Source organism: Clostridioides sp. ZZV14-6345, assembly GCF_020657775.1.
Lineage (GTDB): Bacteria > Bacillota > Clostridia > Peptostreptococcales > Peptostreptococcaceae > Clostridioides > Clostridioides difficile_D.
Window position 1 is genome coordinate 40,075 of sequence record NZ_JAGWCX010000004.1, and the last position, 26,412, is coordinate 66,486.

General features: G+C 27.3%; 25 protein-coding genes and 1 tRNA gene. 4 read left to right on the top strand and 22 right to left on the bottom strand.

Going from position 1 to position 26,412, the window contains the following annotated elements; all coding sequences use genetic code 11:
* Nucleotides 1-86 precede the first annotated feature (86 nt).
* From KGF39_RS01745 to polA, 9 genes are all read right to left on the bottom strand, one after another.
* Complete coding sequence (locus KGF39_RS01745; RefSeq protein ID WP_227820951.1) at nt 87-1,031, bottom strand: hypothetical protein; 945 nt, start codon at nt 1,029-1,031, stop codon at nt 87-89.
* A gap of 110 nt (nt 1,032-1,141) precedes the next feature.
* Nucleotides 1,142-2,422 carry a C40 family peptidase gene (locus KGF39_RS01750; RefSeq protein ID WP_227820952.1) on the bottom strand — a complete coding sequence of 427 codons (1,281 nt, stop codon included), beginning with the start codon at nt 2,420-2,422 and terminating at the stop codon, nt 1,142-1,144.
* Between the two features lie 131 nt (nt 2,423-2,553).
* A complete protein-coding gene (locus KGF39_RS01755; RefSeq protein ID WP_107595051.1) occupies nt 2,554-2,925 on the bottom strand; it encodes a VOC family protein in 372 nt (123 codons plus the stop codon).
* Nucleotides 2,926-3,201: 276 nt separating this feature from the next.
* Nucleotides 3,202-3,801, bottom strand: a complete 600-nt coding sequence (locus tag KGF39_RS01760; protein ID WP_054273156.1) for a hypothetical protein — start codon at nt 3,799-3,801, stop codon at nt 3,202-3,204.
* A 201-nt stretch (nt 3,802-4,002) separates the two neighbouring features.
* On the bottom strand, nt 4,003-4,215 hold the full coding sequence (locus KGF39_RS01765) for a cation transporter (protein ID WP_227820953.1): 213 nt from the start codon (nt 4,213-4,215) through the stop codon (nt 4,003-4,005).
* Between the two features lie 72 nt (nt 4,216-4,287).
* Nucleotides 4,288-6,006: an ABC transporter substrate-binding protein gene (locus KGF39_RS01770; protein ID WP_227820954.1), complete on the bottom strand. Its 1,719-nt coding sequence runs from the start codon at nt 6,004-6,006 to the stop codon at nt 4,288-4,290.
* The gene (locus KGF39_RS01775) at nt 6,006-6,560 is read right to left on the bottom strand and encodes a lytic transglycosylase domain-containing protein (RefSeq protein WP_054273153.1); all 555 of its coding nucleotides are present in this window, start codon (nt 6,558-6,560) and stop codon (nt 6,006-6,008) included. The genes KGF39_RS01770 and KGF39_RS01775 overlap by 1 nt, the downstream gene beginning before the upstream one ends.
* Nucleotides 6,553-7,155, bottom strand: coding sequence for a dephospho-CoA kinase (gene coaE / locus KGF39_RS01780; protein WP_054273152.1), 603 nt, complete (start codon nt 7,153-7,155; stop codon nt 6,553-6,555). The genes KGF39_RS01775 and coaE overlap by 8 nt, the downstream gene beginning before the upstream one ends.
* A gap of 8 nt (nt 7,156-7,163) precedes the next feature.
* Nucleotides 7,164-9,812 (bottom strand): DNA polymerase I, encoded by a 2,649-nt coding sequence (gene polA / locus KGF39_RS01785; protein ID WP_227820955.1) that lies wholly within the window; start codon nt 9,810-9,812, stop codon nt 7,164-7,166.
* A gap of 318 nt (nt 9,813-10,130) precedes the next feature.
* Between polA and KGF39_RS01790 the strand changes: the two genes are divergently transcribed.
* The 4 genes from KGF39_RS01790 (at nt 10,131) to KGF39_RS01805 (ending at nt 14,557) form a co-directional block, all read left to right on the top strand.
* Nucleotides 10,131-10,213: transfer RNA gene (locus tag KGF39_RS01790), tRNA-Leu, on the top strand.
* Nucleotides 10,214-10,752: 539 nt separating this feature from the next.
* A complete protein-coding gene (locus KGF39_RS01795; RefSeq protein ID WP_227820956.1) occupies nt 10,753-12,162 on the top strand; it encodes an MBOAT family O-acyltransferase in 1,410 nt (469 codons plus the stop codon).
* A 16-nt stretch (nt 12,163-12,178) separates the two neighbouring features.
* The gene (locus KGF39_RS01800; protein WP_227820957.1) at nt 12,179-13,372 is read left to right on the top strand and encodes an alginate O-acetyltransferase AlgX-related protein; all 1,194 of its coding nucleotides are present in this window, start codon (nt 12,179-12,181) and stop codon (nt 13,370-13,372) included.
* A gap of 114 nt (nt 13,373-13,486) precedes the next feature.
* On the top strand, nt 13,487-14,557 hold the full coding sequence (locus KGF39_RS01805; RefSeq protein ID WP_227820958.1) for a hypothetical protein: 1,071 nt from the start codon (nt 13,487-13,489) through the stop codon (nt 14,555-14,557).
* A gap of 374 nt (nt 14,558-14,931) precedes the next feature.
* On the opposite strand, the gene KGF39_RS01810 is transcribed toward KGF39_RS01805, so the two are convergent.
* The 13 genes from KGF39_RS01810 to zupT all read right to left on the bottom strand — a co-directional run bounded on the left by KGF39_RS01810 (nt 14,932) and on the right by zupT (nt 26,347).
* Entirely contained in the window at nt 14,932-15,375 is a 444-nt protein-coding gene (locus tag KGF39_RS01810; RefSeq protein WP_227820959.1) for a hypothetical protein, read from the bottom strand.
* A 2-nt stretch (nt 15,376-15,377) separates the two neighbouring features.
* Nucleotides 15,378-15,575, bottom strand: coding sequence for a helix-turn-helix transcriptional regulator (locus KGF39_RS01815; RefSeq protein WP_227820960.1), 198 nt, complete (start codon nt 15,573-15,575; stop codon nt 15,378-15,380).
* A gap of 154 nt (nt 15,576-15,729) precedes the next feature.
* Complete coding sequence (locus KGF39_RS01820; protein WP_227820961.1) at nt 15,730-16,596, bottom strand: AraC family transcriptional regulator; 867 nt, start codon at nt 16,594-16,596, stop codon at nt 15,730-15,732.
* Nucleotides 16,597-16,804: 208 nt separating this feature from the next.
* A complete protein-coding gene (locus KGF39_RS01825) occupies nt 16,805-17,674 on the bottom strand; it encodes a nitroreductase family protein (protein ID WP_227820962.1) in 870 nt (289 codons plus the stop codon).
* A 503-nt stretch (nt 17,675-18,177) separates the two neighbouring features.
* Entirely contained in the window at nt 18,178-18,399 is a 222-nt protein-coding gene (locus KGF39_RS01830) for a hypothetical protein (protein ID WP_054269644.1), read from the bottom strand.
* Nucleotides 18,400-18,899: 500 nt separating this feature from the next.
* Nucleotides 18,900-19,880: a hypothetical protein gene (locus KGF39_RS01835; RefSeq protein ID WP_227820963.1), complete on the bottom strand. Its 981-nt coding sequence runs from the start codon at nt 19,878-19,880 to the stop codon at nt 18,900-18,902.
* A 159-nt stretch (nt 19,881-20,039) separates the two neighbouring features.
* Nucleotides 20,040-20,912 carry a metallophosphoesterase gene (locus tag KGF39_RS01840; protein ID WP_227820964.1) on the bottom strand — a complete coding sequence of 291 codons (873 nt, stop codon included), beginning with the start codon at nt 20,910-20,912 and terminating at the stop codon, nt 20,040-20,042.
* Nucleotides 20,913-21,075: 163 nt separating this feature from the next.
* Entirely contained in the window at nt 21,076-21,627 is a 552-nt protein-coding gene (locus KGF39_RS01845; RefSeq protein WP_227820965.1) for a helix-turn-helix domain-containing protein, read from the bottom strand.
* Between the two features lie 19 nt (nt 21,628-21,646).
* The gene (locus KGF39_RS01850) at nt 21,647-22,549 is read right to left on the bottom strand and encodes a glycyl-radical enzyme activating protein (RefSeq protein ID WP_227820966.1); all 903 of its coding nucleotides are present in this window, start codon (nt 22,547-22,549) and stop codon (nt 21,647-21,649) included.
* Nucleotides 22,550-22,563: 14 nt separating this feature from the next.
* A complete protein-coding gene (locus KGF39_RS01855; RefSeq protein ID WP_227820967.1) occupies nt 22,564-24,936 on the bottom strand; it encodes a formate C-acetyltransferase/glycerol dehydratase family glycyl radical enzyme in 2,373 nt (790 codons plus the stop codon).
* 142 nt (nt 24,937-25,078) lie between these two features.
* Nucleotides 25,079-25,306 carry a GHKL domain-containing protein gene (locus tag KGF39_RS01860; protein ID WP_227820968.1) on the bottom strand — a complete coding sequence of 76 codons (228 nt, stop codon included), beginning with the start codon at nt 25,304-25,306 and terminating at the stop codon, nt 25,079-25,081.
* The gene (locus tag KGF39_RS01865) at nt 25,303-25,443 is read right to left on the bottom strand and encodes a DUF2812 domain-containing protein (RefSeq protein WP_227820969.1); all 141 of its coding nucleotides are present in this window, start codon (nt 25,441-25,443) and stop codon (nt 25,303-25,305) included. The genes KGF39_RS01860 and KGF39_RS01865 overlap by 4 nt, the downstream gene beginning before the upstream one ends.
* Nucleotides 25,444-25,543: 100 nt before the next feature.
* Nucleotides 25,544-26,347 (bottom strand): zinc transporter ZupT, encoded by an 804-nt coding sequence (zupT, locus tag KGF39_RS01870; protein ID WP_227820970.1) that lies wholly within the window; start codon nt 26,345-26,347, stop codon nt 25,544-25,546.
* Nucleotides 26,348-26,412 lie beyond the last annotated feature (65 nt).

Genomic DNA, 26,412 nt, shown 5'->3' on the forward strand with positions numbered 1-26,412 from the left:
CCTATATTAAGCCAAAATCAGGAAAAGGATTGCTTAATTAAACAATCCCTTTCGTATAGCTTTCTAAAGTCCAAATTTTCTGTATTTTATTTTATAGAATTTATGAACATAGAATACTCTTGCATAGATGATAAAAGTAGACTTTCACTTACGCTATATTTTTCTTCATTTGCAGCTTTTGAAGCTGTATCAATTTTTTCATTCACATTCTTTACATACTCTATTAAATTATCTTTAAATAAACTCATTTCAGAATAATCAATCTTTTCAGCCTCTTTTGATATATTTTGTGATATTGCCTTTCTATTTGTCAAAATAGTATTATATTTTTCCATATCTACATTATTTTCAGCATTCGACCAAAAACTTGATTCTTCTTTAAAGTTTGTTATTAATTTATTTAATTCTTTGGATATACTCTCTATATAAGCATAATTACTTGTATATTCTAAAGATAACATAGGTGCATCTAAATGTGATAAAAATGCATCTGGAAATACCTTTCTTACACTACTTATATGCTTTCTAACATCATTTTCATCAAAAGAAGAATATGTCTGTATTTTTTTTACACCTTCCTTCTCCATAACTGAAAAAGGTATATCATTATTAACTAATGATGTTTGTATTTTTTTTAAATCATCATTATTATCTATTGCAGCAACTTGAATAGTATACATATCCCACCCTTCTATAGTGGCTAATTTAACTTCTTCTGGTTCTTTAGCATTATTTACTGTTTTTTCTGGATTAGTTTTCTGTTTATCATCTGAATTGGTTTGTGATTTAGATTTTTTTCCGTTTTTTATTGAATTTAATTCATCAGATATATCTTTATAAGTTATATCTGATGAATTATTTAGAAATGGTATTTTAGCCGATACATACTCCAATATCTTACTATCTTTTATTTTTGTATAAGAATAATAGCCGATTAGACACAAGCAAGCAATCGTTATAACGTATTTACGCAAATCAATCTTATGTCTATTATTATTAAATCCTCTGTATATCGTTTTTCTTCTATTCATTAGTTTGTCCCTCCCAAAATTATATTATTAATAAAGTATATTTTTAAGAGTCACAATTTATGAATACAAATAATTATTTGTTCTAATTTTTTAATAAGAAATCATATTTATTAAGCAAATCTTCTTGCCCCAAGTAGTGCTTTAGACCAATATGAACTGGTTAAATTATCCACTTTAACCTTATTAGGATTAGTCTGAGTACCACTACAATGAATAAATCTACTGTTACCTACATATATACCTACATGATTAGTTGTTCCATCACCATCAGTATCAAAATAAACTAAATCTCCTGGTGCATAATTTCCCATAGAAACTGAACTTCCAAACTTAGCTTGTTCTCTAGAAACTCTAGGAATAGAAATACCTACAGAGTTTTTAAAAACATACTGTGTGAATCCAGAGCAGTCAAATTTATCAGGTCCTGATGCTCCCCATTGATATGGTATTCCAATAAGAGTATACGCAAAGTCTACTATTGTTGAGCCTTTTGCTGTAGATTTATCTGAATTTCCAGTAAATGATGAATTTGAATTACTATTAGATTGAGAATTCTGATTAGATGATGAATTTGAATTTTCTTTTGTACCTTCATTAGTCTCAGAAATATAGTTAGCACTCACCCATCCAGTTGTTCCATTTGATAACTTTACTTTATACCATCCACTATTCTTAGCTTTTAATTCAACAACATCTCCACCATTTAATTTTCCTATTATAGAATAGCTTGTCCCAGGACCACTTCTTACATTTAAGCTTACAGTAGATGTTACCTTACCATTTTTACCTTCAATTGACTCTTCACTAGATGGTTTTTTATCAGAATTATTAGTAGTATTTGAGTTTGAATTATTGGAATTATTTGTCCCAACATCTTCTGATGTTTTAGAAATATATTGACTACTAGCCCACCCAGTAACCCCATTTGATAGCTTTATTTTATACCATCCATTGCTTTGTTCTAATAATTTTACTACATCTCCATTATTTGCCTTACCAACTAATGAATAGTTAGTACCTGCACCACTTCTTATATTCAGTCTAGAACTCACATTTACCTTGCCATTTCCACTTACAGTTGTTCCACTTGAAGTTGAATTACTTTGATTTGATGTGCTTTCAGATGAACCACTTGTTGATATGTATTTTGCACTTCCCCATCCAACAATAGAACCCGATACTCTTACTTTATACCATCCATTAGATTTTTCTAAAATCTCTACAGCTTTTCCTTTGTATAATTTTGCTACTTTGTCACAATTAGTACTTGGCCCACTTCTTATATTCAAGGCACTTGCTGTTACTATACCTTTTTCAAGAGCACTTGCATTTATGGAGCTAACAGATACTGCCACTGCTCCAATTCCTAAAGCTGCTATAGCTTTCTTCACTAATATCACTCCCCCCAAAAAAATTTTATAATCATAAAGTCATAACATTATTATCCATTTTTAGTACCTATAATTTAATGATAACTTATTCTATTATTAATTGTAAAGAAATTATAAATATATCCTTAAAATTAATGATTTTTAGGAAGTATTTCAATCCAATAATTATCCGGGTCTGCTATAAAATAAATTCCCATACTTTCATTTTCAAAACATATACAATCTAAATCTTTATGAAGTTTTTTTGCCTCATCAAACTCCTCAACTTCTAAAGCTAAGTGAAATTCATTATCTCCTAAATTGTATGGTCTGTCCCAATCTCTAAGCCAAGTTAATTCTAATGTATGACTAGTAATGCCATCTCCTAAATAAACTAATATAAAACTTCCATCTTCTGCTTCCTTACGCTTTACTTCTTTAAGACCTAAAGCTTTATTATAAAAATCTAAACTTTTCTCTAGGTCAGTGACATTGAAATTATTATGGCAAAAATTAAACTTCATTTTGAAATCACCCTCCAATTTTTATTTTTTTTATATTATATCATTATTATAAATTTATTTAAATCACATTAAGTTAAAAATTTGAATAATACGGTTTAGTTACCAAATAATGGTAAATTATTTAAAGGAATATGTCAAAAAAAGAATAAGCTCTCTCAAACGCATAAAATTTATAACCAAGTTATATTTAATCATGCAAATTAACAGAACTTATTCTTTAAAATTTTTATAATTAATATCTCACTTCATTTAATTCCAAGTAAATCAATTAAAGCTTTAATTTTTAATCTTTTCTTTGATAATATAATTTATTACTTTTTTTCTAATATCTTCAGCATTATAATCATCTTCTACTTCTATATCCAAAAGTTTTGCTATTGACTTCATATCTTCCCTAGTCTTTGATCTATAGCTTGATATTAATTCATCTTTTATTTTCTCAGGTTCTAAAAGATATTCTTCATCTCCTCTTTTGAAAACAACATATTTTTGAGCATATGAACTTCTATTATAGTATATATATCTTGATATTTTTCTTAAAATTTGATTATATGAAAGTCTCTTGTTAATATCAAGTTTTAAGTACTCTGAAAAGGCAAATAGCTCTTTTTTTGATTTAAATAATGCTTCTTTCTTTATGGTTCTTGATATTGAAGTTACACTTTCTTGATATGCACACTTTTTTAACATTTTTAAATATACTCTATTAAGACCAATACTTTGATTGAATTTTTTAATGTTATTATTAATAATCTTATCCAGGTTACCTTCAAAGTATTTTTTTGCTCCTTTTTGTGATACATAACTCTCAAGTTCTTTGTGGGCCATATCAAGTATCATTTTTTTTAAATCTTCTTTATATCCCCTAGATTCCATGATACTCCCTCCCTTAGCTATTTATAGTATATTCAAAAAGCTTAAGAAATGTGATTCATCACAAAATTTTTTTTACTTTTTATGTATATATTAATTTAAAAGGGGAGATAATAGTAATGTAAAATCAAACATACTCAATCTCCCCCATTTTTAGACCTCTATTACTCCCCCAATAGAGGTCTTTTTTTAGTTTATTATCTTCTATTCAATTCCCTTTAATTCAAACCCTAACTCTTCTATTACTTCTTTTAGTTTTTCAATTGATACATCATCTTTCATATCTACAGATGCACACTTATTTCCTAAATTTACATCTAAAACTTCAATACCATCTATATCTTCTGTTAATGCAGTTTTAAGATGATTTACACAATGACCACAACTCATACCTTCTACTAATAGTTTCTTCTTCATTTAATTACCTCCTTATACCCTACAAGGGTATTTTACCATATAGTTTAAACTTTTTAAATACCAATCAATAATTTAATTTGATTCATTCGGTTTTATATCTAGATTAGAAATTCCCTCATATACATCAAAATCATTTGGAGTAATTTTGCCTTTTAATCTACTATTACTTACAATATAGTTGTTTCTGATAGCTAAACTTATAAATGTTGCATTATCTTTTACATATGTCTGTACATTTTTGTATGCTTTTTTTGTTTCAATTTCAGATGCAGAACTTGTAAGTGCAGACATATATCCATTCAACTTATCATCAGTATATCCACTACTTGCTATGATACTGCTTGCATCTGGCACACTTGATAGTTTCCATCCAACCAACGCTAAATCATAGTTTTTAGAATTAAGGGCATTTTCCATATCTTTATCTGATAGCTGATTTATTGTATTATTTATTCCTATAGCTTTTAAATTTTCACTTATTATATTTGCAGTTTTTATTCTCTCACTATTATCTCTGTTTACTATTATTTTTAAATTCATCTCAGAAAGTCTTTTCTTTACTTCCTCTTTTTCTCTATTTTTCTTATCCTCAGCTTCTTTTTTGATTCTATCAGCTTCTGCTTTTTTAGCTTTTGCTTCTTCTTCTGGAGTAAGTTTCTTTGTATTCTTTTTAGGTGATTTTTTTTGATTTTTTTCTGCTTTATTGTCCTTTGGATTTACTAAGTTTACATTTGCATATTCTACTTTAGCAAGACACTCTATTGCTTTATCTTTATTAAACTCTAAATCTTTCATTTCGCTATTATAATATTTTGACTTTGAATTAAGTGGAAAATTAACTGGAGTAGCATCATCCATATAACCTTCACTAATAATTCTATCTTTATTTATAGAATGTGCAATTGCTTTTCTAAAATTAACATCTTTGAAAAAAGGATTATTATAATTAAATAATACACACTCATAATCTCTACCTTGATATTTTGTTATATTAAATTCTTTTTCTTGAAACTTACTTAAATCATTTAATTTAACATTGGTTATATCACTATCAAGAGCCATAACCATAGAGGTTCTTGCATCTTCATTAGGCACCATACCCACTTTTATATTCTTCATGGTATTTGGAACTTCTTCATAATAATCTTTGTTTACAGATAAAACCATTCCTTCTCTTTCTGTATATGATTCTATTTTATATTTCCCATTTCCAATCATATTATTATTCTTGTCATTTACATCTTTAGAATCTAAATGATTTTGAGATACTATTGGAAAAATTAAACTGTCAATAGAAAAAGCATATCTAGCTTTAAATTTTATTGTAAAATCTTTATCTGATTTAATATTCACAGAAGCTATATTTTTGATAAGTTCATTATATGGGCTATCTGCACTTTTTTGAATTAAACCAATAGTATAATTTACATCATTTGAAGTAACAGCTTTTCCATCATGCCATTTTGCATCTTTTAGCTTTATATCTATACTCATTCCATCCTGAGCTATATTATACTCCTTAACTAATTGAGGAGTCACATTATAGTTCTCATCTATAGTAAATAAACCATCATAAACCAAATTCATTATATAACCAACAGATTTATCAGTATTAATTATAGGGTTTATGGTTTTTGGAGTTACCATAGTTAAGTTTATATATTTAGCATCTATAGAACTTTGACTTTTTAAACTTGAATCACTACTACTTTGTTTTGTTTTAGTATTACTACAACCAACTACCATAAGAGTTATAGCTAAAATAACTGTTAAGACTTTTATTCTCTTCATTAGTTTTTTCCTTTCTTGCCATATATCTCATTATAATGTTTATAATTATTTTTAACTTTTTCTACATACTTTGAAGTTTGCTTAAAGGGTATATCATGTAGATTTTCTCCATCTTTACTATATTCATTATTTTCTAACCATTTTCTCACATTACCTGAACCACCATTATATGCAGCTATTACTAAATCCAATTTACCAAACTCTTTGTATAACTTATTTAAGTACCAACAACCAAGTCTTATATTAGTCTCTGGGTCGAAAATATCGACATTTTTTAGATTTAATTCCTCTGCTCCCCAATCTCTAGTTATATCTAATATTTGCATTAATCCCTTTGCTTCTTTTTTTGAAACAGCAGAACTATTAAACTTACTTTCGGCTTTTATAACACTGTAAACTATATTTTCATCTAAATTAAATTCTTTAGAATACTTTTCTACATATTCTGAATATTTTTTAGGATATAAAAATTTATGTATTACTTTGCTTTCCATTAATAGTGCTCCAAATAAGATTATAAAAATAGATAGAATCAATACTTTCTTACTATTCACGCCAATTCTCCTTCATGTACTCAATAAATTTATGTGCTTTACTTTCTAATTCAGTTATTGTTCCCGAATTATCTATTATATAATCACCATATTTGGATTTTTCTTCCTGGCTCATTTGTGAATTTATCCTACTAAGTGCTTCTTGCTCACTACAATTATCCCTCTTTTGTATTCTACTAATTTGTACTTGTTGTTTACAAGTAACCACTAATAGCTTGTCAACCATCTCTAAAAAACCACTTTCTACCAATATTGCTGCATCTAATACTACTATACTTTCACCTTTTTTTCTTACTTCTTCTATTTCACTTATTATTTTTTCTCTTATTCGTGGATGAGTCAAATTATTTAACTCCTTAAGTTTTTCTTCATTATTAAAAACTATTTTACCAAGAGCTTTTCTATTTAGAGTTCCATCATCATTTTTTATATTTTGTCCAAAATGGTCAAACACTTTTTCTAATAACAACTTATCATCAAATATTTCTCTAGATATAATATCAGCATCCACTATAGAAATGTTAAGATTCCTAAATATATTTGATAGGCTGCTTTTTCCACAGCCTATTCCTCCTGTAAGTCCTAATATCAACATAAAATCACCTACTTTGTCTCATACCAAGAACTACCTACATTTAAATCTACATCTAAGTGAACATCCATATTTACGGCATTTTCCATTTCTTCTTTTACTATTTTCTTAACTATATCTATTTCATCATCAATTGCTTCAACTATCAATTCATCGTGAACTTGTAGTATAAGTTTTGATTTCAAATTATTCTCTTCCAATTTTTTATGAACATTTATCATAGCAATTTTTATTATATCTGCTGCACTTCCTTGTATTGGTGCATTCATTGCAAATCTCTTTCCTCTATTTCTTTCCATAAAATTACTTGACTTTATTTCTGGTATATATCTTCTTCTGTTTAAAATTGTTACAGCATATCCATCCTCACTAGCCTTTTCTACTGTTGTGTCCATAAACTCTTTTATTTTATGGTATTTAGCAAAATAACTTTCGATATATTCTTTCGCCTTTGGAACAGGTATATTTAAATCATCAGCTAGGCCAAAGTCACTTTTACCATATATAATACCAAAGTTTACAGCTTTAGCTGCACCTCTCAATTCACTAGTAACATCTTCCATAGGAACATTAAAAACTTGCGAAGCTGTTTTGGTATGAATATCTTCATGATGTTTAAATGCTTCTATCATATTTTCATCCTGACTCATATGTGCAAGAACTCTTAGCTCTACTTGTGAGTAATCGGCATCAACCAACTTACAGTTATCATCTGCAATAAACACTTTTCTTATTTTTCTACCCATTTCCATTTTTATAGGTATATTTTGAAGATTTGGTTCTGTAGATGAAATTCTTCCTGTAGTTGTTATAGTTTGATTGAATGATGAATGAATTCTATTGCTTTCTGGATTTATTATATTCAAAAGCCCTTCAACGTAAGTAGAATTCAACTTTACTATTTGTCTATACTCAGTTATCTTATCTATTATTGGATGTTTATCTCTTAATTTTTCTAGAACATCTGCATTAGTTGAGTATCCAGTTTTAGTTTTTTTAATTATTGGAAGCTCTAATTTTTCAAATAATATAACACCCAATTGTTTTGGTGAATTTATATTGAATGGCTCTTTTGATAATTCATAAATTTCCTTTTCTAGTGTAGCTATTATTTCTTTAAACTCTACACTCAATTCATTCAATATACTTTTGTCTACTTTTATACCTTCATACTCCATATGCCCTAAAACTTCTACTAAAGGCATCTCTACATGATAAAAAAGACCATCCATACTCATATCTATTAGACTTCTTTCCATCATAGGAACTGTTTCTTTAACTGTGCATATTATTTGACCCATATACTCAGCTAAATCCTCAAATTCTAAATCTTCATAGTTTTTAGATTTAACACCTTTTCCTAATAATTCTTCTTTTGATTTAACCTTTTTTGATAAATACTTCATAGCTATTGCACTACAATCATATGAAGTAGATGAAGTTGAATCTATTAAATACTCAGCTATTGTTATATCAAAATACATATTTTCTAAATTTATATTATATGGTTTTAAAGATATATAATCATCTTTTAAATTATATCCATATTTTTTGATTTCGTTATTTGAAAGTACGCTATCTAATTTTGTTATTTCATCTGAATTTATATAATATATTTTTTCTCCATCTACACTTATAAAAATATATATTATATTTTTTTCAAGTATATTACCTTGTCCTCTAACAGTTTTTAAAATAACTTGTCCTTTTTTATTTACTTCATCTATAAATTTTTCTATGTCTTTTAATTTTAATATTTCTATTTTTTCTTCTACTTGTTTTGTATCATCTGAATCTACTAAATCAACTAGTCTTGATAATAGACTTGTAAATCCAAAATATCTAAATTTATCTAAAAGTTCATCTTTATCATAATCACCAAAAATCATACTATCTAAATTTACTTCTATTGGTACATCTCTTATAATAGTTGCAAGTCTTTTACTTTGAATAGCTATTTCTTTATTTTCTTCTATTTTCTTTTTTACACTACCTTTAAGCTTATCTGTATTCTCTATTAAGTTCTCTATACTAGAAAACTCTTTTATAAGCTTTATACCTGTTTTTTCACCTATTCCAGGTACTCCAGGTATATTGTCCGACTTATCTCCCATAAGACCTTTTAAATCAATAAACTGTGTTGGGGTCATCTCATATTTTTCAATCACAGAATTAAAGTTATATTCTTCTACTTCTCCAACTCCTTTTTTTGTTATAAGAGTAGTTGTATTATCTGAGGCAAGTTGAATAGCATCTTTGTCTCCAGTTACTATGTATACCTGATATCCATTATCTTCTGCTTTTTTAGAAACAGTTCCTATAATATCATCTGCCTCATAGCCATCTATTTCTAACCTGTTTATTTTAAATTTATCTAAAAGGTCCTTTAATGGCTGTAATTGTTCTGCCAATTCATCTGGCATTCCCTTTCTTCCAGCCTTATACTCTTTATATTCTAAATGTCTAAATGTAGGTGCTTTCCTGTCAAAAGCTACACTTATATGTGTTGGTTTATATATATCTATCATTTTAAATAGCATTGTTGTAAATCCATATATAGCATTGGTCTTTAACCCTTCTTTATTATTCATCTCTGGTAGAGCATAAAAAGCTCTATTTATTATTGAATTTCCATCTATTATAATTAATTTTTTTTCCAAATTGTATCACTCCTAAAAATTATCTATTTTTGTAACATATATATTATATACCAATATACTGTTATTTAATATTCCCATAATAATAATAGTATATTAAAATTAAATATGTTGCAAATAATATATTTTTTTGCTATAATAATATACATGACATGCCCGAGTGGTGGAATTGATAAATACAAAGGACTCAAAATCAACTCTGTTGATTCATAAGTTTTTATAATGTTTTACAGTTTGATGAGTATTTTGTATTCAATATTCCTCTTGCATATTCTTGGAAAATTTGGTAGGATATACAAGTAACTCGGATTTAAAATATAAGCCGCTGTGGCGGAACTGGCATACGCATACGACTCAAAATCGTACGGGAAACCATATGGGTTCGAGTCCCATCAGCGGCACCAATAAATTAAAACTCTTTAGTATATACTAAAGAGTTTTTTTATTGTAATATTTTTTCATCTTTGTTTTCTAGCCTTGCATATCAATCATCATTATTCAGTATAACGATTCGATATTATTTTAAAGTATTTGTCATTTAAAACAAACTTGTAATAAAGCATATCTGAAAGTATTCTGACCCCAATACTTAATAAAGAGTTCTTTTTGAAATTATAGATATAAACAATATCTATCTTAATGAACTGTATAGAGCCACAACCAAAGGCAAACACATATAGTTAAGTAATATATCCTTGATTTTTCTTTATTGTTTTATTATAAGAGCTTTATTAATTCATTATAATATTATATCATTTTAAAAAAATTATGTAAAAAATCAAAATTTACATATATATTAATTAAAATTGCAAAAACACAGTTAAATTTGTACAATTAACTACTTAAAACTTGAAAATACTTCCTTTGCTATATATTTTAAATAAAGATATAATTTATTTGGTTAAGAAAAGAAGTGGTAAATATAAAAAATAAGGAGTCTAATATGATATTCAGTAGTTTAATATTTTTATTTTTATTCTTTCCAGTCACACTCATTTGCTATTATTTGGTGAATCCTAAGTATAAAAATGCTATGTTACTTCTAGCAAGTATTGCATTCTATGCATGGGGAGAACCAAAATATATACTTTTAATGACGCTATCAATAATAGTTAATTATATATTTGGTATTAAAGTTTCTGACAGTAAAGATAAAAAAATATGGGTTATACTCTCTGTGATTTACAATATATCTATTCTTGGTGTATTCAAGTACAGCAATTTCTTTGTAGATAATATTAATTTTTTATTCAATACAAATATAACTATATCTGAGATTAAATTACCTTTAGGTATCTCATTTTTTACATTCCAGATAATGAGCTATGTAATAGATGTATATAGAAATGATGCTAAAGTACAAAGAAAATTAACTAATCTAGCATTATACATAAGTTTATTCCCTCAACTTGTGGCAGGTCCTATTGTTAGATATCAGACTGTGGCAGATAGCATTGAGCATAGAGAACACAATTGGGACAAATTTACTCAAGGCGTAAACAGATTTGTTGCTGGTCTTGGAAAAAAGGTAATTCTAGCAAATCAATTAGGTATAATCGCAGATGGTGTATTTAATAAGTCAGCTGGAGATTTATCAAGACTTGAGGCATGGCTAGGTATAGTTTGTTATACATTTCAAATATTCTATGACTTTAGTGGCTATAGTGATATGGCTATTGGTCTAGGTAAGATGTTTGGATTTGAGTTTTTAGAAAACTTCAACTATCCATATATATCTCAAACAGTATCTGAGTTTTGGAGAAGATGGCATATATCTTTAGGTACTTGGTTTAAAGACTATGTGTACTTCCCATTAGGTGGAAGTAGAGTTTCTAGGGCAAAACTATATAGAAATCTATTTGTAGTATGGTGTTTAACTGGTATGTGGCATGGAGCTAGTTGGTCTTTTATTATATGGGGTCTATATTATGGAATATTAATATCAGTAGAAAAAGCATTCTTAGAAAAGTTTCTATATAAGATGCCAAGAATTATAAGACACATATATTTACTTCTTATAGTCATGATTGGATGGGTATTCTTTAGAGTAGATGATTTACCAAAAGCTATTAAATTTATAGGCATTATGTTTGGTGCTGGAAATTATCCAGCTATCAGCAATGCATTCAATGTATTTATGATTGAATATTGGTATGTAATTGTTGGGGCAATCCTTCTATCAACTCCTATTGTAGAAGTTATAAAGTCATTAGTAACTAAAAATAATGAAAATACACTAAATGGCATAGTGTGTCAAGTTGCTAATATGGCTTTCATTGTTGCTTGTATGTTTATTGTAATGGTAATGTTAAGTAGCTCAACTTATAATCCATTCTTATACTTTAGATTCTAATTTTGGAGGTATAGACATGAATAAAAATAAACCAAGGGTTGTTGCCATTTCATTTTTAATTATAATATTTGGATTTTTTATATTAAGCTTTACACTTCCAAAGAAAAAATTAAGTATAACTGAAAATAGAAATCTTGCAAAATTACCGACCATAGAAAATTTAAAAAAAGGTAACTACATAGCTAAATTTGAAGAGTATTTTAATGACCATTTTCCATTTAGAGATGAAATGATATCAATAAATACAAAATCTCAAGCTAGTTTAAATAAAACTAAGGTAGGTAACTATTATTTAGGAAAAGATAACTGGATATTAGGTATGTTTCCAAAAACTTTAGACCAAAACCAATTGAGTAGATATAAAAAGTCTATTAATTACTTATCTGGCCTAAGTAAAGATATGGGAAAAGATGTGTATTTTACAATGATGCCACATAAATCTAATATGCTAAAGCATTTATATCCTAAGTATACTGATAATATGGATAATATAGATACAAATTTAAAGAATTTTAAAAATACATTAAATCCAGATTTAATTAAATATATAGACATGGATGAGTATTTTTTAAGTAACTATTCAGATAAAGAAAGAGAAAATTTATATTTTAAAACTGACCATCACTGGACTGGATATGGAGCATTTGAAGGCTTCAAGATGATAGCATCAAATATGGACTTAGGTCTATCTAAGCAAGATTTGGACAAGCATTTTAACAGCTATAAAAAGTCTATAGTTACTGATAAGAAGTTTGTAGGAAGTTATAATCAAAATATAGATATGCTAATTAAAGAAAATGAATATATAGTTTATATGACAAAAGACAACCAAGATTATAAATTTGATATAAATGGGAAAGAAAAAGAAGAAAAAGAAGTTTATGCAACTAAAAGAGATGATAAAGAGTGGGATTATGGTGGTGCATACATTAGAGGAGCTAAAACTAATATATTAACTATAAAAAATCCTAAAGCATTAGTAGATAAAAAAATACTAATATTTAGAGATTCATATCAGGCTCCTACAACACTTTTATTTGCTGATATGTTTAAAGAAGTAGAAATAGCAGACCCTAGAAATATAAGCTCAATAAATAAAACATACAAAGAAATAATTGAAGAAAGTAATGCAGATATTGTAATGTTTATGTATAATAGTTCTGGGTTTGATTCAATGATAGATTCAATGATAGATAAAGGAATAAAGTAGCCAATAAAAAGCCTCTATTAAATTCAAAATTTAATAGAGGCTTTTTATTGTTTATTTTTTTATTGCTTTGGTAAAAATAAGCTAATCAAAATAAAAGGAAGGAGATATAGAATATTGAATAAAAGACATAATATACTTATAGTATCAGTGATATTATTGATGGGCTTAATTAGCTTTAATAATAAACAAAATTATATTACAATGAAAGAAGTTTTTAATGCTCATATTACGCAGAGTCAAAATAAAAAAATTAAACAAAAATATTATCTAACTGAGGATGGATGGCTATTAGGCAAATTTGCTAAATTATTACCTGATTATCATATAAAATCTTACTCCAAAGCCATTAATAACTTGAGTAACTTAAATAGTAAAAAGGATTTTTACTTTGTTTCACTTCCTCATAAGACAAATATGCTTAAGCACTTATATCCAAGTGATATAGAAGGTAAAAATAATATAGATATTAACAAAGAAAACTTAGAAAAGCAGTTAACAGATATAAATTTCTTAGATACAGATGATTACTTTTATAGAAGTTTTACCGAAAAAGAAAGAGAAAACTTCTTTTTAAAAACAGACCATCACGGAAATTCGTTAGGTGCATTTGAAGAGTATAAGTTTATGCTTGATAAATTAGACCTTGGCTTATCTAAATCAGAAATAGATAACCATTTAAAAAGATACAGTACTCGATATGTAAATGACAAGGTCTTTATAGGTAGTTATAACAAAAAGATGGGATATCCACTTAAGAAAAAAGAGTCTATAAGCTATGTTGAAATAAGTGATGCAAAGTACAAATATTTTATTAGTAATGGTACTAAAGACACTGAGATTAATGAAAATATCATAAAAGCAAAATTAAAAGATAAAAAAGAATGGGACTATGGTGGAGCTTATATGAGAGGTTGTGATTGTAACATACTTAAAATTAGAAATTCAAGCTCTTTAACTAATAAAAAGGCCCTTATATTTAGAGATTCGTATCAAGCACCTATGACCTGGATGTTGGCTGATACTTTTAAGGAACTCGAAATACTAGATCCTAGATATATTAAAAATATAGATATGACTTATGATGAGATAATTAAAAACAGTAATACGGATGTAGTTTTATTTATGTATAATAGCTTTGGATTTGCTGGAATGATACAAGAAATGATTGACAAGGGAATAGTATAACAATTTGAATTAACTCCTTTTTTGTATAAAAAAGGAGCTCCCAACAATCCCTAATCTATATGATAATTTAGCACATCTGTTTAACAATAGAAATAAAATCACAAAGATTCTTAGACAACCATTTATCTTTATGATAAATTAGTTGAGAAACAATTTTATAATTTGTATGATATGGAATCTTAATTAATTCATTACTTTTTAATTCTTTCTCTACTGCAATCTATAATCTTTAACCACAAAAAGCCACAAAATACAATATATACTTATGGCTTTTTATAAATTTATATAATTGTATATAAAGATACATTCAAAAACTGCCTTAAGAATCTAAAGTTTAAAAATCCAACATTTTTATTATGAATTTAAACTTTTTATTACAACTTTTTATCTAATTTATTATATACAACAACACCACAAATAAATTGAAATAAAATAAGCAGTCCAAGAACAACTAAAACCCAATTGCTTATTACCACTACAGAAAATACACTCAATATAGAAACAATAAATATAAGAATTACGAAAACATAAGACATGATTTGATTAGTAATACGTCCAGATTTATCACGTAACATAATTCTTCTTTCATCATTCATCTCTATCCTTTGATTTTTTATCTTTTCTTCATACTCTACTGCTTTTTCAGGTTTACTCCAATACATATATTGAAAAATCATCCATACCCCAGGACCTAAAGCAGCTCCAGATAATCCCCAAATAAAAGCCTCAAATGAAAACTCAGTAAATGTAGCCAACAAAACAAGTAAAATTCCACAAATAAAATATACAATTCCAACATATAACATATTCTTTTTCATTTTTACTCCTCCTCATAAATAAATATTTCCTCAATACTCATATCAAAGTATCTAGATATCTTAAAAGCTAAGATGATAGAAGGATTATATCTACCATTTTCTAATGAACCTATAGTTTGTCTTGATACTTGCAAAGCAGAGGCAAGTTCTTCTTGTTTTATGCCTCTTTCTTTTCTTATTTCTTCTAATCTATTTTTCACATCTGTACCCCTTTAATATCTTAATTATGGAAAGTTTACTTTCCATAATTATACAACTATATTCCATTTATGTCAAGCTTGCTTTCCATATTTACAAAAAAATAACAGGCTATTTTAAGCCTGTAATTTTAGAATTTCATGTTATTTATTAATTTTAACATTGCTTCTGAATTGGAATCCAAACTTCTGTAGTATAATTAGGAGCATTGATATCGCCATTAGGATAAAGTTCAATATCTGGTAAATTAGCATACACATATCCAGAACTTGGTAACCACTCAGTAATAATTCTTTTTTGCAATTCCTGTATTGCCAAAGCATTTGGCATTGGAGAAACACATTCAAATACTGCCCATGTACCTGATGGTATTAAGTATTCATGAGTATTTTCTAATACAGGCTTATCTGTTGGAGCAGCAATATAATAATCTAACCCTTTACTATTTGTGCATACACTAACTCCAAGCAATCCATGAGGTTCGTTATTTATTAACTCTGAAAGTTTATCAATTGTTCCATTTTTTATGGATTTAGCCCATAGCTTAGGAACTTTATCAAAACACTCTTCTACAATCATATTCATACTTTCTTTTATACCAACAATACGGAATCCTTTCTTTTCTACAATACGATATTGCATTTCTACATTCCCTTTTACATAAATACTCAATGTCATCTTAGGATATGCTTTTAAAACAACTCCCTTTGCCCTAGCTGCAGATGGGGAAATATTATGTATATTTTGAAAAGCTCTATTAAAAGATGTTGGTGAATCATAACCATATTTCTCGGATAGTTCTAAAATTTTAATGTTACTATTCTGTAGTTCAAATGCCGCTTTAGTCATACGTCTTCGTCTAATATATTCAGACAATGGCACATCTGCAATATATGAAAACATTCGTTGAAAATGAAAGGTTGAACAACATGCGATTTTTGCTGCTTCTGCATAATCTACTCCACTTTCAAGATTATCTTCAATATAAGTAATAGCTTGATTTAATTTATTTATCCATTCCATTTGATATTACCTCCAAGCAAAGTATACAGTCTAATAAAATAATATACCTCTCTATTCATGCACAAAATTGTAAGCATTTAAATTCACAGGTATTTTTTTATTCATAGATGTAATAAATAAAAAAGTTCAATAACATTATATTATAGAATGCTATTGAACTCTTTATAAAAATTAATTTAAGTGTAGTTAAATTAATTATTAAATTACCTTATATATTACAATATCCAACTATCTTATAGTCTTCTGGTACTTTATAATCTTTATCTGGAGTACCTAAATTCCATTTTAACTCAAACATAGTTGCACTTATTATTGTTGCAAAATAAAGCATAACTATACCTACATCTATTTTTTCTTCATATAAATTAGTATGACCATCTTTTCGAACTGCTAAAACTACAGTACCTCCATCAACTATAAATCTCCATGGTTGTCTGTTTAATGTAGATGGAGCTAATCTTGCATAGTGAAATGCATCAAGAAGTGCTCTTTCTTCTAATATTTCTATATTTGCATTATTTCCCCATTCATTCATATAAACAACATCTTCTACCCCTAGTCTAGAAGAACCATTATCTGTTACAACTTGCATATCAGATTTTGAATAATTTCCCCCAGTCTTTGTAGCATTTAATACTTTAGTGCTACTTACATTTTCTCCATATCCAATAGCTATAATTCCTGTTACCTCTTTATCTGAATTAATTCCAAGTTTTTCTCTTACCTTTTTGCTATCTTCAAAAGTAACCCAACAAGAACCTATTCCAAGTTCTGTTACTTTGAAGATTATATTTTCTCCTATGTACCCTGAATTTTCAATGTAATTATCTTTTACATCAGATAATATTATAATATAACTTGGAGAATCTATCATATTCCCTTTATATCCTGCCACTTTATCTAAATTGTCAAAAACATCACTTCTATTCATAACTCTTATATCAACATCTATTTCTGGAACTAGTTTCTTGCAAGATTCTGAGTATTTCTTAATTTCACTAAGATATTCCTCTTCAATATCTGTGTTTTTATATTCTCTAACAGACTTTCTATTTAATATGATTGTTTTATAATTCATAAGTTTTATCCTCCCCAAACTAGTATTGTCTTAATTATATACCCATTAATATACTATTTTACTCATTTACTTAATAAATAATAATTACAATTTTGTAATAATTATTTATTAATAGTATTCCACTTTTACATTAATAATGACCAGTTATGCAAAATCCATTGCCAACCTTCAAATAAAAACATATTATAAAGGTAATATAAAATAACAAACAAATCTTAACAAAAAATTAAACTTTTTTTACACGAAAGAAGGCTTCCCGTTGCCTTCTTTATTTTTATAAAAAATAAGCTGTTCCTAAAATGATTTCACATTTTTGAAACAGCCAAGTTATTTTATAATGACAACTATAATTTGAGGATGTGAGGGATAGTTGTCATTATAATTTTAGGGTAATTATATTATGTTTTAAGCTAGTTCTTTCTATATTTATATAATACATTTTATATATGAATTTTATATGAGATTGGTATAAATGGTACATGAAATTGCATATATTTATTATATTAAATCTTATTATTACATTTTCCACAACAATATTCATATGTCTCCACATTATTTGGAATATTTACAAATACAAATTCTTTACAGTTCTCACAATACTTTAATATAGATATAGTTCCACAAGTGTAACATTCAAATGTTACACAATCCTCATTTTCCTCTACTATTTCAAACTTTTTACTATGTTCACCACACTCTGGGCACTTGTGATTATTTACATTCATAAATACTCCTCCTTATTAGTATAGTTACATGTCAAAAACTTAATTAATGTATTCTATATTACTTATTATATATTCTATAATAAATCATATTCTAATATAATAAAACAAATTAAATAAAAAAAAACCATAAATTTTAAATTTATGGATTAATTCTTGTAATGATAACTCTATTTGAGGATGTGAGGGAGGGTTATCATTACAATAGGGTATTATATTATGGTTTTTAAGCTAGTCTTTCTATACTTTATATAATACATTAACTATATGAATTTTATATGATTTTTACATAAATATTTTATGAAATTTAAATTTTTTAGTTATTTTGAAATTTGTAAAAAGTTCTCTGAAAATCCATAACATCATAAAAAACCAACATTTAAGTAAAACATCATAAAAAAATTTGTTCAATAATTTTAACAAGTTATATCACCTCATTATAATTATTGACACAAACTTAAATAGACAATCTACAAATCCCCTATAAAACTTAATTTTAATACTTATTGATACATAATCTCTAGTTTATCAATCCTATTTTGCATCTCTAAGAAAATTTCTTCAACGGAATTGTCAAATATATTGCCTAAATAAATTCTTTTATCTTTTTGAAGTGAATAAGATTTTACGCTACCATCAGAAGAAATGTGTAAATGACTCCATTCTGCACCATATTTTGAAAACCTCTCCTTTGTATCTTTAAATCTCATATCCTCTATTTTTATTGCTTTTTCCCTGTCTCCTCTTACTACCGTATGTCCTCTTTTTATTAAACTAGTTATTTTTATATCTTCTTTTAATTTAACATGTGTATCATCATTTTTTGAATATACTTTCCATATCACTTTATGGCGATAATTATCTAATTCTTTTATTAAGCTACTATCAATAGTAAAACTATCCTTAGTTACTACAACTAAATCAAAATGGTCTAGCATATATTGAAATACTTCTCTCATATTTTTATTTTTTAAAATGTCCTCACCAATAACCTCTATAAATCTACAGCCTTTCTCATACATACACTTTAATAGACTTGTGATTTCAGAGAAATACTTATTTGTATTATTATTTCCGTCTATTTCTATAGTAAAATACAAAGGAGTTAGATATGTTTTATTTCCTGTTATCTCAAATACACTTGATAATGTCTGTATCTCATCTTCAAAAGTTAAATACACATTCTCATAAAACATAAAAAATTCCATCACTTTTTCTCTCACATCAGGGATATTTCTATATCTGTTGAATAATATATTTATTATATCTTCAGTAGTATTTTTCCCATCACATTCTACCAGTACAACAATTTGCTTCCAACTTAAGCTATCCACATTTCCTATACTTTTTTTATATCCATTTGCCTCATCATAAATAGGACCAATTATGATGTTTTCTTTTGGCCACATATGAACCCTCGTTCCATCTTTTAATTTTGGATATTTATTTCTTACAGACTCATAAAATCTACTTGTATCACCCATGATTTTTTACTACCCCCCATATTTTAAACATTCTATGCTAAAAATAGCACTTTATTTTTATTAATTCAACAATTATTCAAAATTGGTCATTATACATGTTTAACTGGATTTCACATCAACTTTATTTATATGTTATTGATGTTTATATGCAAAGTCTTACTAATTAGACTTCAATATAATCTTAACTATTTCTGGTTTACAATTAAGTCTAATTAGAACTTTTGAACCTCCTAAGCCCTTATTTAAAATCATAGTGCTATTATCTTTTTCATATTTTCCCCAATCATATTTAGGAAAGAATTCTCTATTTGGAGATAATACACCTCCAATAAAAGGTATTCTTATTATGCCACCATGAACATGTCCAGCTAAAACTAAATCTGCTCCCCATTTTGCATATTTTTCAAAGAAAAATGGTGTATGAGCTAAAAGTATATTATATTCATTTTCATTTACTTTACCCAGATTATCTTCTATAAAATTGTCACTTAATTCTAACTTTTTATTATTAGCAAAAAAATATGGATAGCATTCTAACGGTATAATTAAACCATATAAATTAAGATAACTATCTCCTCTATATATTCTTACAGATTCATTTTCCATATTTATTATTTTCTTTGAATATAACTCCTTAAAATAACCTTTATATAGATGCTTGTACTTTTTTATCAAAGATTTTTGTTCATGATTTCCAATTATATGGTATACTTCATATTTTTCTACCAAATTATCTATTAAATCTAATGCAACTTGAAAATTTTTATTTTCTCCATCAACTAAATCTCCTGTTATAAATATAACATCTGGATTTAATGACTCAATTTTATCTATCAATATCTTATTATTATTTTTATCAAACATCTTATTATGTAAATCACTCACTTGAACTATTTTAAAGTCATCAAATTCTTTTGGAATCTTCTTGTTGAAAATAGTATATTCTGTCGTTTCTATATTTTTAGTTTCATACTTATACAGAATATACAATAATGCTAATACTAATACTGTCAATAAAATCTTTATAATCATATTATCTTCCTCTTTATTCTATTTTATTAATATTATTATAATGCTTTTATGTTTTTTTAAAAACAATAACATCAGCACATATATATAAATCTTTTCGACATTATAAAAATAAGTTATCCTTTTCTAAAATTGTCATTTATTTTAGAAAAGGATAACCATAAAATTATCTATAAACTTCTATATTATGAAATATAGTTTTCCCTTTATTTAAATTTTTATATACATGTTCTAACGTTCCATCAAACCTAATAGAATGTCCAGACTCTAAAATATAAGTTTTCCCATTTACATTAAGGTCAAGCTTCCCTTCTATCACAAGTACATACTCTTCTAAAACATGACTATGTGTAGATGAAACATGAGTGCAATTTTCTTCAAGCTCAATTATAAAAAGTTCAAACCTTCTCTGAGGACTGAAAGGAAATATTGGATATAACTTCATATTCCCTTTTTGTTCAATAATAGGCTCTACTTCTTCTTTTTTTATAACTTCATAAGTATTTGTATTTTCATTTAATAGTGTAGTAAAATTTATTTTAAATCCAGATGAAATTTTCCATAAGGTAGATACTGTTGGACTCGATTCACCTCTCTCAATCTGGCCAAGCATTGCTTTACTAACTCCTGTCATCTTCGAGGCTTTATCTAAACTTAGGCCCATTTCTTGTCTCAATAACCTTAAATTTTCTCCTACATTAGGAAATTTATTTTCCATGTTAAAATCCTCCTGATAGCTATTTGTATTCTATGATTTTTACTCCTGTAAGTTCTACTATCTCTTTTAATTTTAACATATGATTGTTACAAATTTCATCAAATTCATATATATAATCTTCAAGTCCTAATGCCTTATATTTATCAATTCCAAACTTATGATATGGGAGTAATTCCATCTTTCCTCCTGGAACATTCTGTTTTACAAATAATGCAGTATTTCTTATGTTTTCTTCACTATCATTTACTCCATAGATAATTGGTACTCTTATAACCATAGATTTATTCAGATTTGAAATCCTACATATATTATCTAATATAATTTTATTGCTTACTCCTGTATATTCTTTATGAATATTATCATCCATAGATTTTATATCTACAAATATATGGTCTATTTTCTCAAATACATCATTTACTTTATTCCAATCAAAATATCCACAAGTTTCAATTGCTATATTTATACCTTTATCATAAAAAACATCAACTAATTCTCTTAAAAAATCAATCTGAAGTGTGGGTTCTCCTCCAGAAAAAGTTACCCCTCCATTAGATTCAAAGAAAAATATAAAATCTTTTTCAACTTCCTTTACTATTTCTTCAACACTCATTTCTTCGGTCATTATACATATAGCATCTTTAAGGCATGCTTTAACACATTCTCCACATAAATCACATTTATTGTTTATTTGCGTTCTATCAAATAGTGAACTTATATTTTGGTGACAAACATCTATACACCTATTGCAAGATACACATTTATCCTTCATAACACCTAGCTTTACTATATTGCTCCATGAATCTGGATTAGAGCACCACTTACATTTTAATTTACATCCTTCTAAAAATATAGTAGCCCTTATTCCATCTCCATCATTTACTGAAAAATGTTGTACTTTTACAACTCTACCTTTTCTACTCATAATCTACCTCATAATTAAAAATTACTATGTGAATTTCTAGCTATTATAGCATCTTGCATTTCTCTTGATAAATTAACAAATTGAGTACTATATCCAGCAACTCTCACTAATAAATCTTTATATTCCTCTGGATTTTCTTGAGCCTTTAATAGAATATCATTTGCTATTGTATTAAATTGTACATGGAATCCTCCTAAAGCAAAGTATGATTTAACCATAGACGTTAGATTTCTAAGCCCTCTTTCTGTTTCTATTAAATCTTGATTAAGTCTTAAATTTAAAAGTGTTCCACCAGTATGAACATCATGATTTATTTTTGATGCAGATTTCATAGCTGCTAGTGGGCTTGTTGTATCAGTACCAACAAATGGAGAAACTCCCTCTGTCAAAGGTTTTGTTGCTTTTCTTCCACATGGAGTTGCACCTACAATTTTTCCAGTTGGTACATAGTTTGATATTCCCATAAATGCACTATTAAATTTAGAACCAAATATATCCTTGTATTTTCTAGTTTCAGTATAATAAAAATCAGAAACTTCAATTGCTAATGAGTCTACATAATCATTATCATTTCCATACTTAGGAACATCTAATGCTAGTTTTCTTAACTCTTCATAACCTTCCCAATCATTATTTAGTGCTTTTGTTAACTCTTCCAGTGTAGTAACCTTATCTTCAAATACTAGTTTCTTTATAGCTGCTAATGAATTTGAAACTACACCTAACCCTATACCAGTTAATACAGGTCCTATATTATATTTTGCTCCCCCTTTACTTAAGTCAGTCCCCTTATCCAGACATCCATCTACACAAGTAGATAAAAACGGTCTTGGTACCATTTCTTTATGAATTTGTTGAGCAACAGTAGTTCCTATAACAGAATTCTTGATAAGATATGCTAATTGCTTTAAAAACTCACCCTTAACTTCTTCAAAAGAAGTAAATTCTGTGATATTTTTTGTATCTAGCCCCATTTTTTCTCCAGTTAATCTACTCTTACCTTCATTCATAGCATATTCTAAAGCTACTGCAAAATTGATGTTTACAGCTGAAGTCCACTGTCCTGTTTTTCTAAAATGAGGTACTACACAACCACAGTTACTCCAATCTCTAGCATCTTCTGCATCATATCCATCTTGCAGTAACATTTGTGCACCTGCACTATCACTGTGTATAGCAGGAAAACCAGTACCTTGTTTTACTAATTTAGCAACTGCCATAACGAAATTATCTGGTGCTCCTTGACTTACTCTAACACTTAACCCTGGCTGATGAGTTTTTACACTTTCTGTAGCTTTTAAACACATATATGAGATATCATTCGTCCCATCAGTACCATTTCTCTTTTTACCACCAACAGTAAGATTTTGGAATTGATTATATCCTGCAAAATAATTTGCTGTATTTGCTGATATAGTCCATACCCATTCTGATAACTTAATCCAAAGGGCTTCTATCAATTCCTGAGCTTCTGATTCAGTTATTTTACCTTCTTTAGCATCATTTTCATAATATGGATACATATATTGGTCAAATCTACCTAAATTTAATGCTAATGGATTTTCTGATAGAATACCACCTAGTTGAACAAACCATACAAATTGTATTGCTTCATAAAAATTAGTTGGTGGATTTGCTGGTACATTCATACATATCTCTGAAATTTTTATAAGTTCTAACTTTCTCTTTTCATCTGTCTCTTGTTCACTCATCTCTTTTGCAAGATTTGAATATCTTTTTGCCAATGTCATAATCCCCTCTGCAACTATAGAAACAGATTTGTAAAAGTCTATTTTTTCAATATTTTCTGAAATTGATATATCTAACTCTTCTATTTTTTTATCTGCATCTTCTTTAATCCCTTTATATCCTTTCACAAACAGTATATCTTGATAATCTGGTGTTACTTCACCTACTGCCTGTCTCCACTTAGAATCATTATCTATTATACCTGTATCTACTAATATCTTAGCTGTGTCTTCTGGAATTCTTGCTAAAAAAACTTCTTCCAAAGATTTTCCCTTCCAATATGGAAATATTTCTTTTCTTATAAATTCTATTTGTTCTTTTGATATTACATATGGGTCTTGAGTTCTTTTATCAAAAGTATCCATTTCTTTGTCTACCCATTGCCAAGAAAATTCTGGTGTCAATATCCCTGTTCTTCTAAATTTTCCTGCTGTACCCACAATTAATTCATTTTCAAAAACTTTTATAGGAAGTTCTTTACATGTTTCCAAAAAAGCTTTAGCTCTTCTTATACATATAGCTTCTCCTTCAGTTTTTTTATGTGATTCTGTAAAAATTCTAGCCCTTTCACAACATATCATAGGTTTAGAATTAATATATTCTTGTCTAAATGCTTCTATTCTATTAGTTTGACTCATTTAAAATCCCCCTTTGGATAAATATATACTATATTTTTGTATGTTATAACATACTTTAATTATATTATACTGTCCTTTAGCATAAAATGGAAGCAAAAATAATTTATATTTTTTGATGTTCCTTGAGTTCCCATATATCTATTCAACTGTCAGTATCTTGATTTAAGGGTATATATATATTTAGTATAAATTTATCCTTATTATTTTCAAATAATAATTCTCCATTATATTTTTGTAAAGAGGATTTAATACTCTGAATTCCTATTCCATGCATAAATTTATCCACTTTATCTGTCAACAAAATATTTTTATTGGAAGTAATATGATTTACTTTACTATTTTCACATTTAAGTACAAAAAATGACTTCATTTATGAAAATAAAATATTCCTCCAAATTTATTTATCCTATATAAATTATATCCCTTAGTTTCCATATCTTCTAGCCATTTCTCTATCTTATCAGGTGAGATATACCAGTCAAATTTGAACTTTATTTTCTTTTCCATAATACTCACTCTCCAAAATGATATTTTTAAATAGCTTAAAAATCTATTTAAAAATATCATTTTGATACTAACTTTAGGTTACAATCAGATATCTAAAAAGCTATTTAAATAGTAGTAAACTAATAGCCATAACGCCCATTCCTGCAATCAATCCATAAATTGATAAATGATGTTCACCATATTCTCTAGCTGATGGTAATAATTCATCTAGTGATATAAATACCATAATTCCTCCTACAATTGCAAATACAATTCCAAGTGTTATATCATTTAAAAAATTTCTGAGAAGTGCATATCCAATAATTGCTCCTAAAGGCTCAGACATACCAGATAAAAAAGAATAGTAAAAAGCCTTCTTCTTATCCCCTGTAGCGTAATAAACTGGTACAGATACAGATATACCTTCTGGTATATTGTGTATAGCAATAGCTATAGCTATCGGTATAGCTATTGTAACATCATCAAGAGCTGATATAAATGTAGCTAATCCTTCAGGAAAATTATGAATTGCTATAGCCATTGCTGTAAAGATGCCTGTTCTCAAAAGAGATTTATTCTTTTTGATATTTTTTTCTTCTATATTTTCCATTTTCTTTATCTCATGTGGATTTTCTTCTTGTGGAATTAACTTATCAATAATCGCAATAATAGCCATACCTATAAAAAAAGCTATTGCAGTTGACCAGCTTCCCAACTTCTCTCCCATAGATTTTGTCAAAACATCTTGTGCTTTAGGAAAAATTTCTATCATAGACACATAAATCATAACACCAGCAGAAAACCCTAAACTTATAGAAAGAAACTTAGTATTTGTTTTTTTAGCAAAAAACGCTATACAGCTTCCTATACCAGTAGATAAACCTGCCAATAATGTTATCAAAAATGCAAATACTACATTATTCAAATGAATCACCTTCTTTTTTAATTGATATTGATTATCATTTTCTTTTATATTATCATATATATTTT

Coding starts and splice junctions, on each gene's coding strand:
- KGF39_RS01745 (WP_227820951.1), bottom strand. CDS start 1,031: ATGAATAGAAGAAAAACGATATACAGAGGATTTAATAATAATAGACAT.
- KGF39_RS01755 (WP_107595051.1), bottom strand. CDS start 2,925: ATGAAGTTTAATTTTTGCCATAATAATTTCAATGTCACTGACCTAGAG.
- KGF39_RS01760 (WP_054273156.1), bottom strand. CDS start 3,801: ATGGAATCTAGGGGATATAAAGAAGATTTAAAAAAAATGATACTTGAT.
- KGF39_RS01765 (WP_227820953.1), bottom strand. CDS start 4,215: ATGAAGAAGAAACTATTAGTAGAAGGTATGAGTTGTGGTCATTGTGTA.
- KGF39_RS01770 (WP_227820954.1), bottom strand. CDS start 6,006: ATGAAGAGAATAAAAGTCTTAACAGTTATTTTAGCTATAACTCTTATG.
- coaE (WP_054273152.1), bottom strand. CDS start 7,155: ATGTTGATATTAGGACTTACAGGAGGAATAGGCTGTGGAAAAAGCAGC.
- KGF39_RS01795 (WP_227820956.1), top strand. CDS start 10,753: ATGATATTCAGTAGTTTAATATTTTTATTTTTATTCTTTCCAGTCACA.
- KGF39_RS01800 (WP_227820957.1), top strand. CDS start 12,179: ATGAATAAAAATAAACCAAGGGTTGTTGCCATTTCATTTTTAATTATA.
- KGF39_RS01810 (WP_227820959.1), bottom strand. CDS start 15,375: ATGAAAAAGAATATGTTATATGTTGGAATTGTATATTTTATTTGTGGA.
- KGF39_RS01820 (WP_227820961.1), bottom strand. CDS start 16,596: ATGGAATGGATAAATAAATTAAATCAAGCTATTACTTATATTGAAGAT.
- KGF39_RS01825 (WP_227820962.1), bottom strand. CDS start 17,674: ATGAATTATAAAACAATCATATTAAATAGAAAGTCTGTTAGAGAATAT.
- KGF39_RS01830 (WP_054269644.1), bottom strand. CDS start 18,399: ATGAATGTAAATAATCACAAGTGCCCAGAGTGTGGTGAACATAGTAAA.
- KGF39_RS01835 (WP_227820963.1), bottom strand. CDS start 19,880: ATGGGTGATACAAGTAGATTTTATGAGTCTGTAAGAAATAAATATCCA.
- KGF39_RS01840 (WP_227820964.1), bottom strand. CDS start 20,912: ATGATTATAAAGATTTTATTGACAGTATTAGTATTAGCATTATTGTAT.
- KGF39_RS01845 (WP_227820965.1), bottom strand. CDS start 21,627: ATGGAAAATAAATTTCCTAATGTAGGAGAAAATTTAAGGTTATTGAGA.
- KGF39_RS01850 (WP_227820966.1), bottom strand. CDS start 22,549: ATGAGTAGAAAAGGTAGAGTTGTAAAAGTACAACATTTTTCAGTAAAT.
- KGF39_RS01855 (WP_227820967.1), bottom strand. CDS start 24,936: ATGAGTCAAACTAATAGAATAGAAGCATTTAGACAAGAATATATTAAT.
- KGF39_RS01860 (WP_227820968.1), bottom strand. CDS start 25,306: ATGAAGTCATTTTTTGTACTTAAATGTGAAAATAGTAAAGTAAATCAT.
- KGF39_RS01865 (WP_227820969.1), bottom strand. CDS start 25,443: ATGGAAAAGAAAATAAAGTTCAAATTTGACTGGTATATCTCACCTGAT.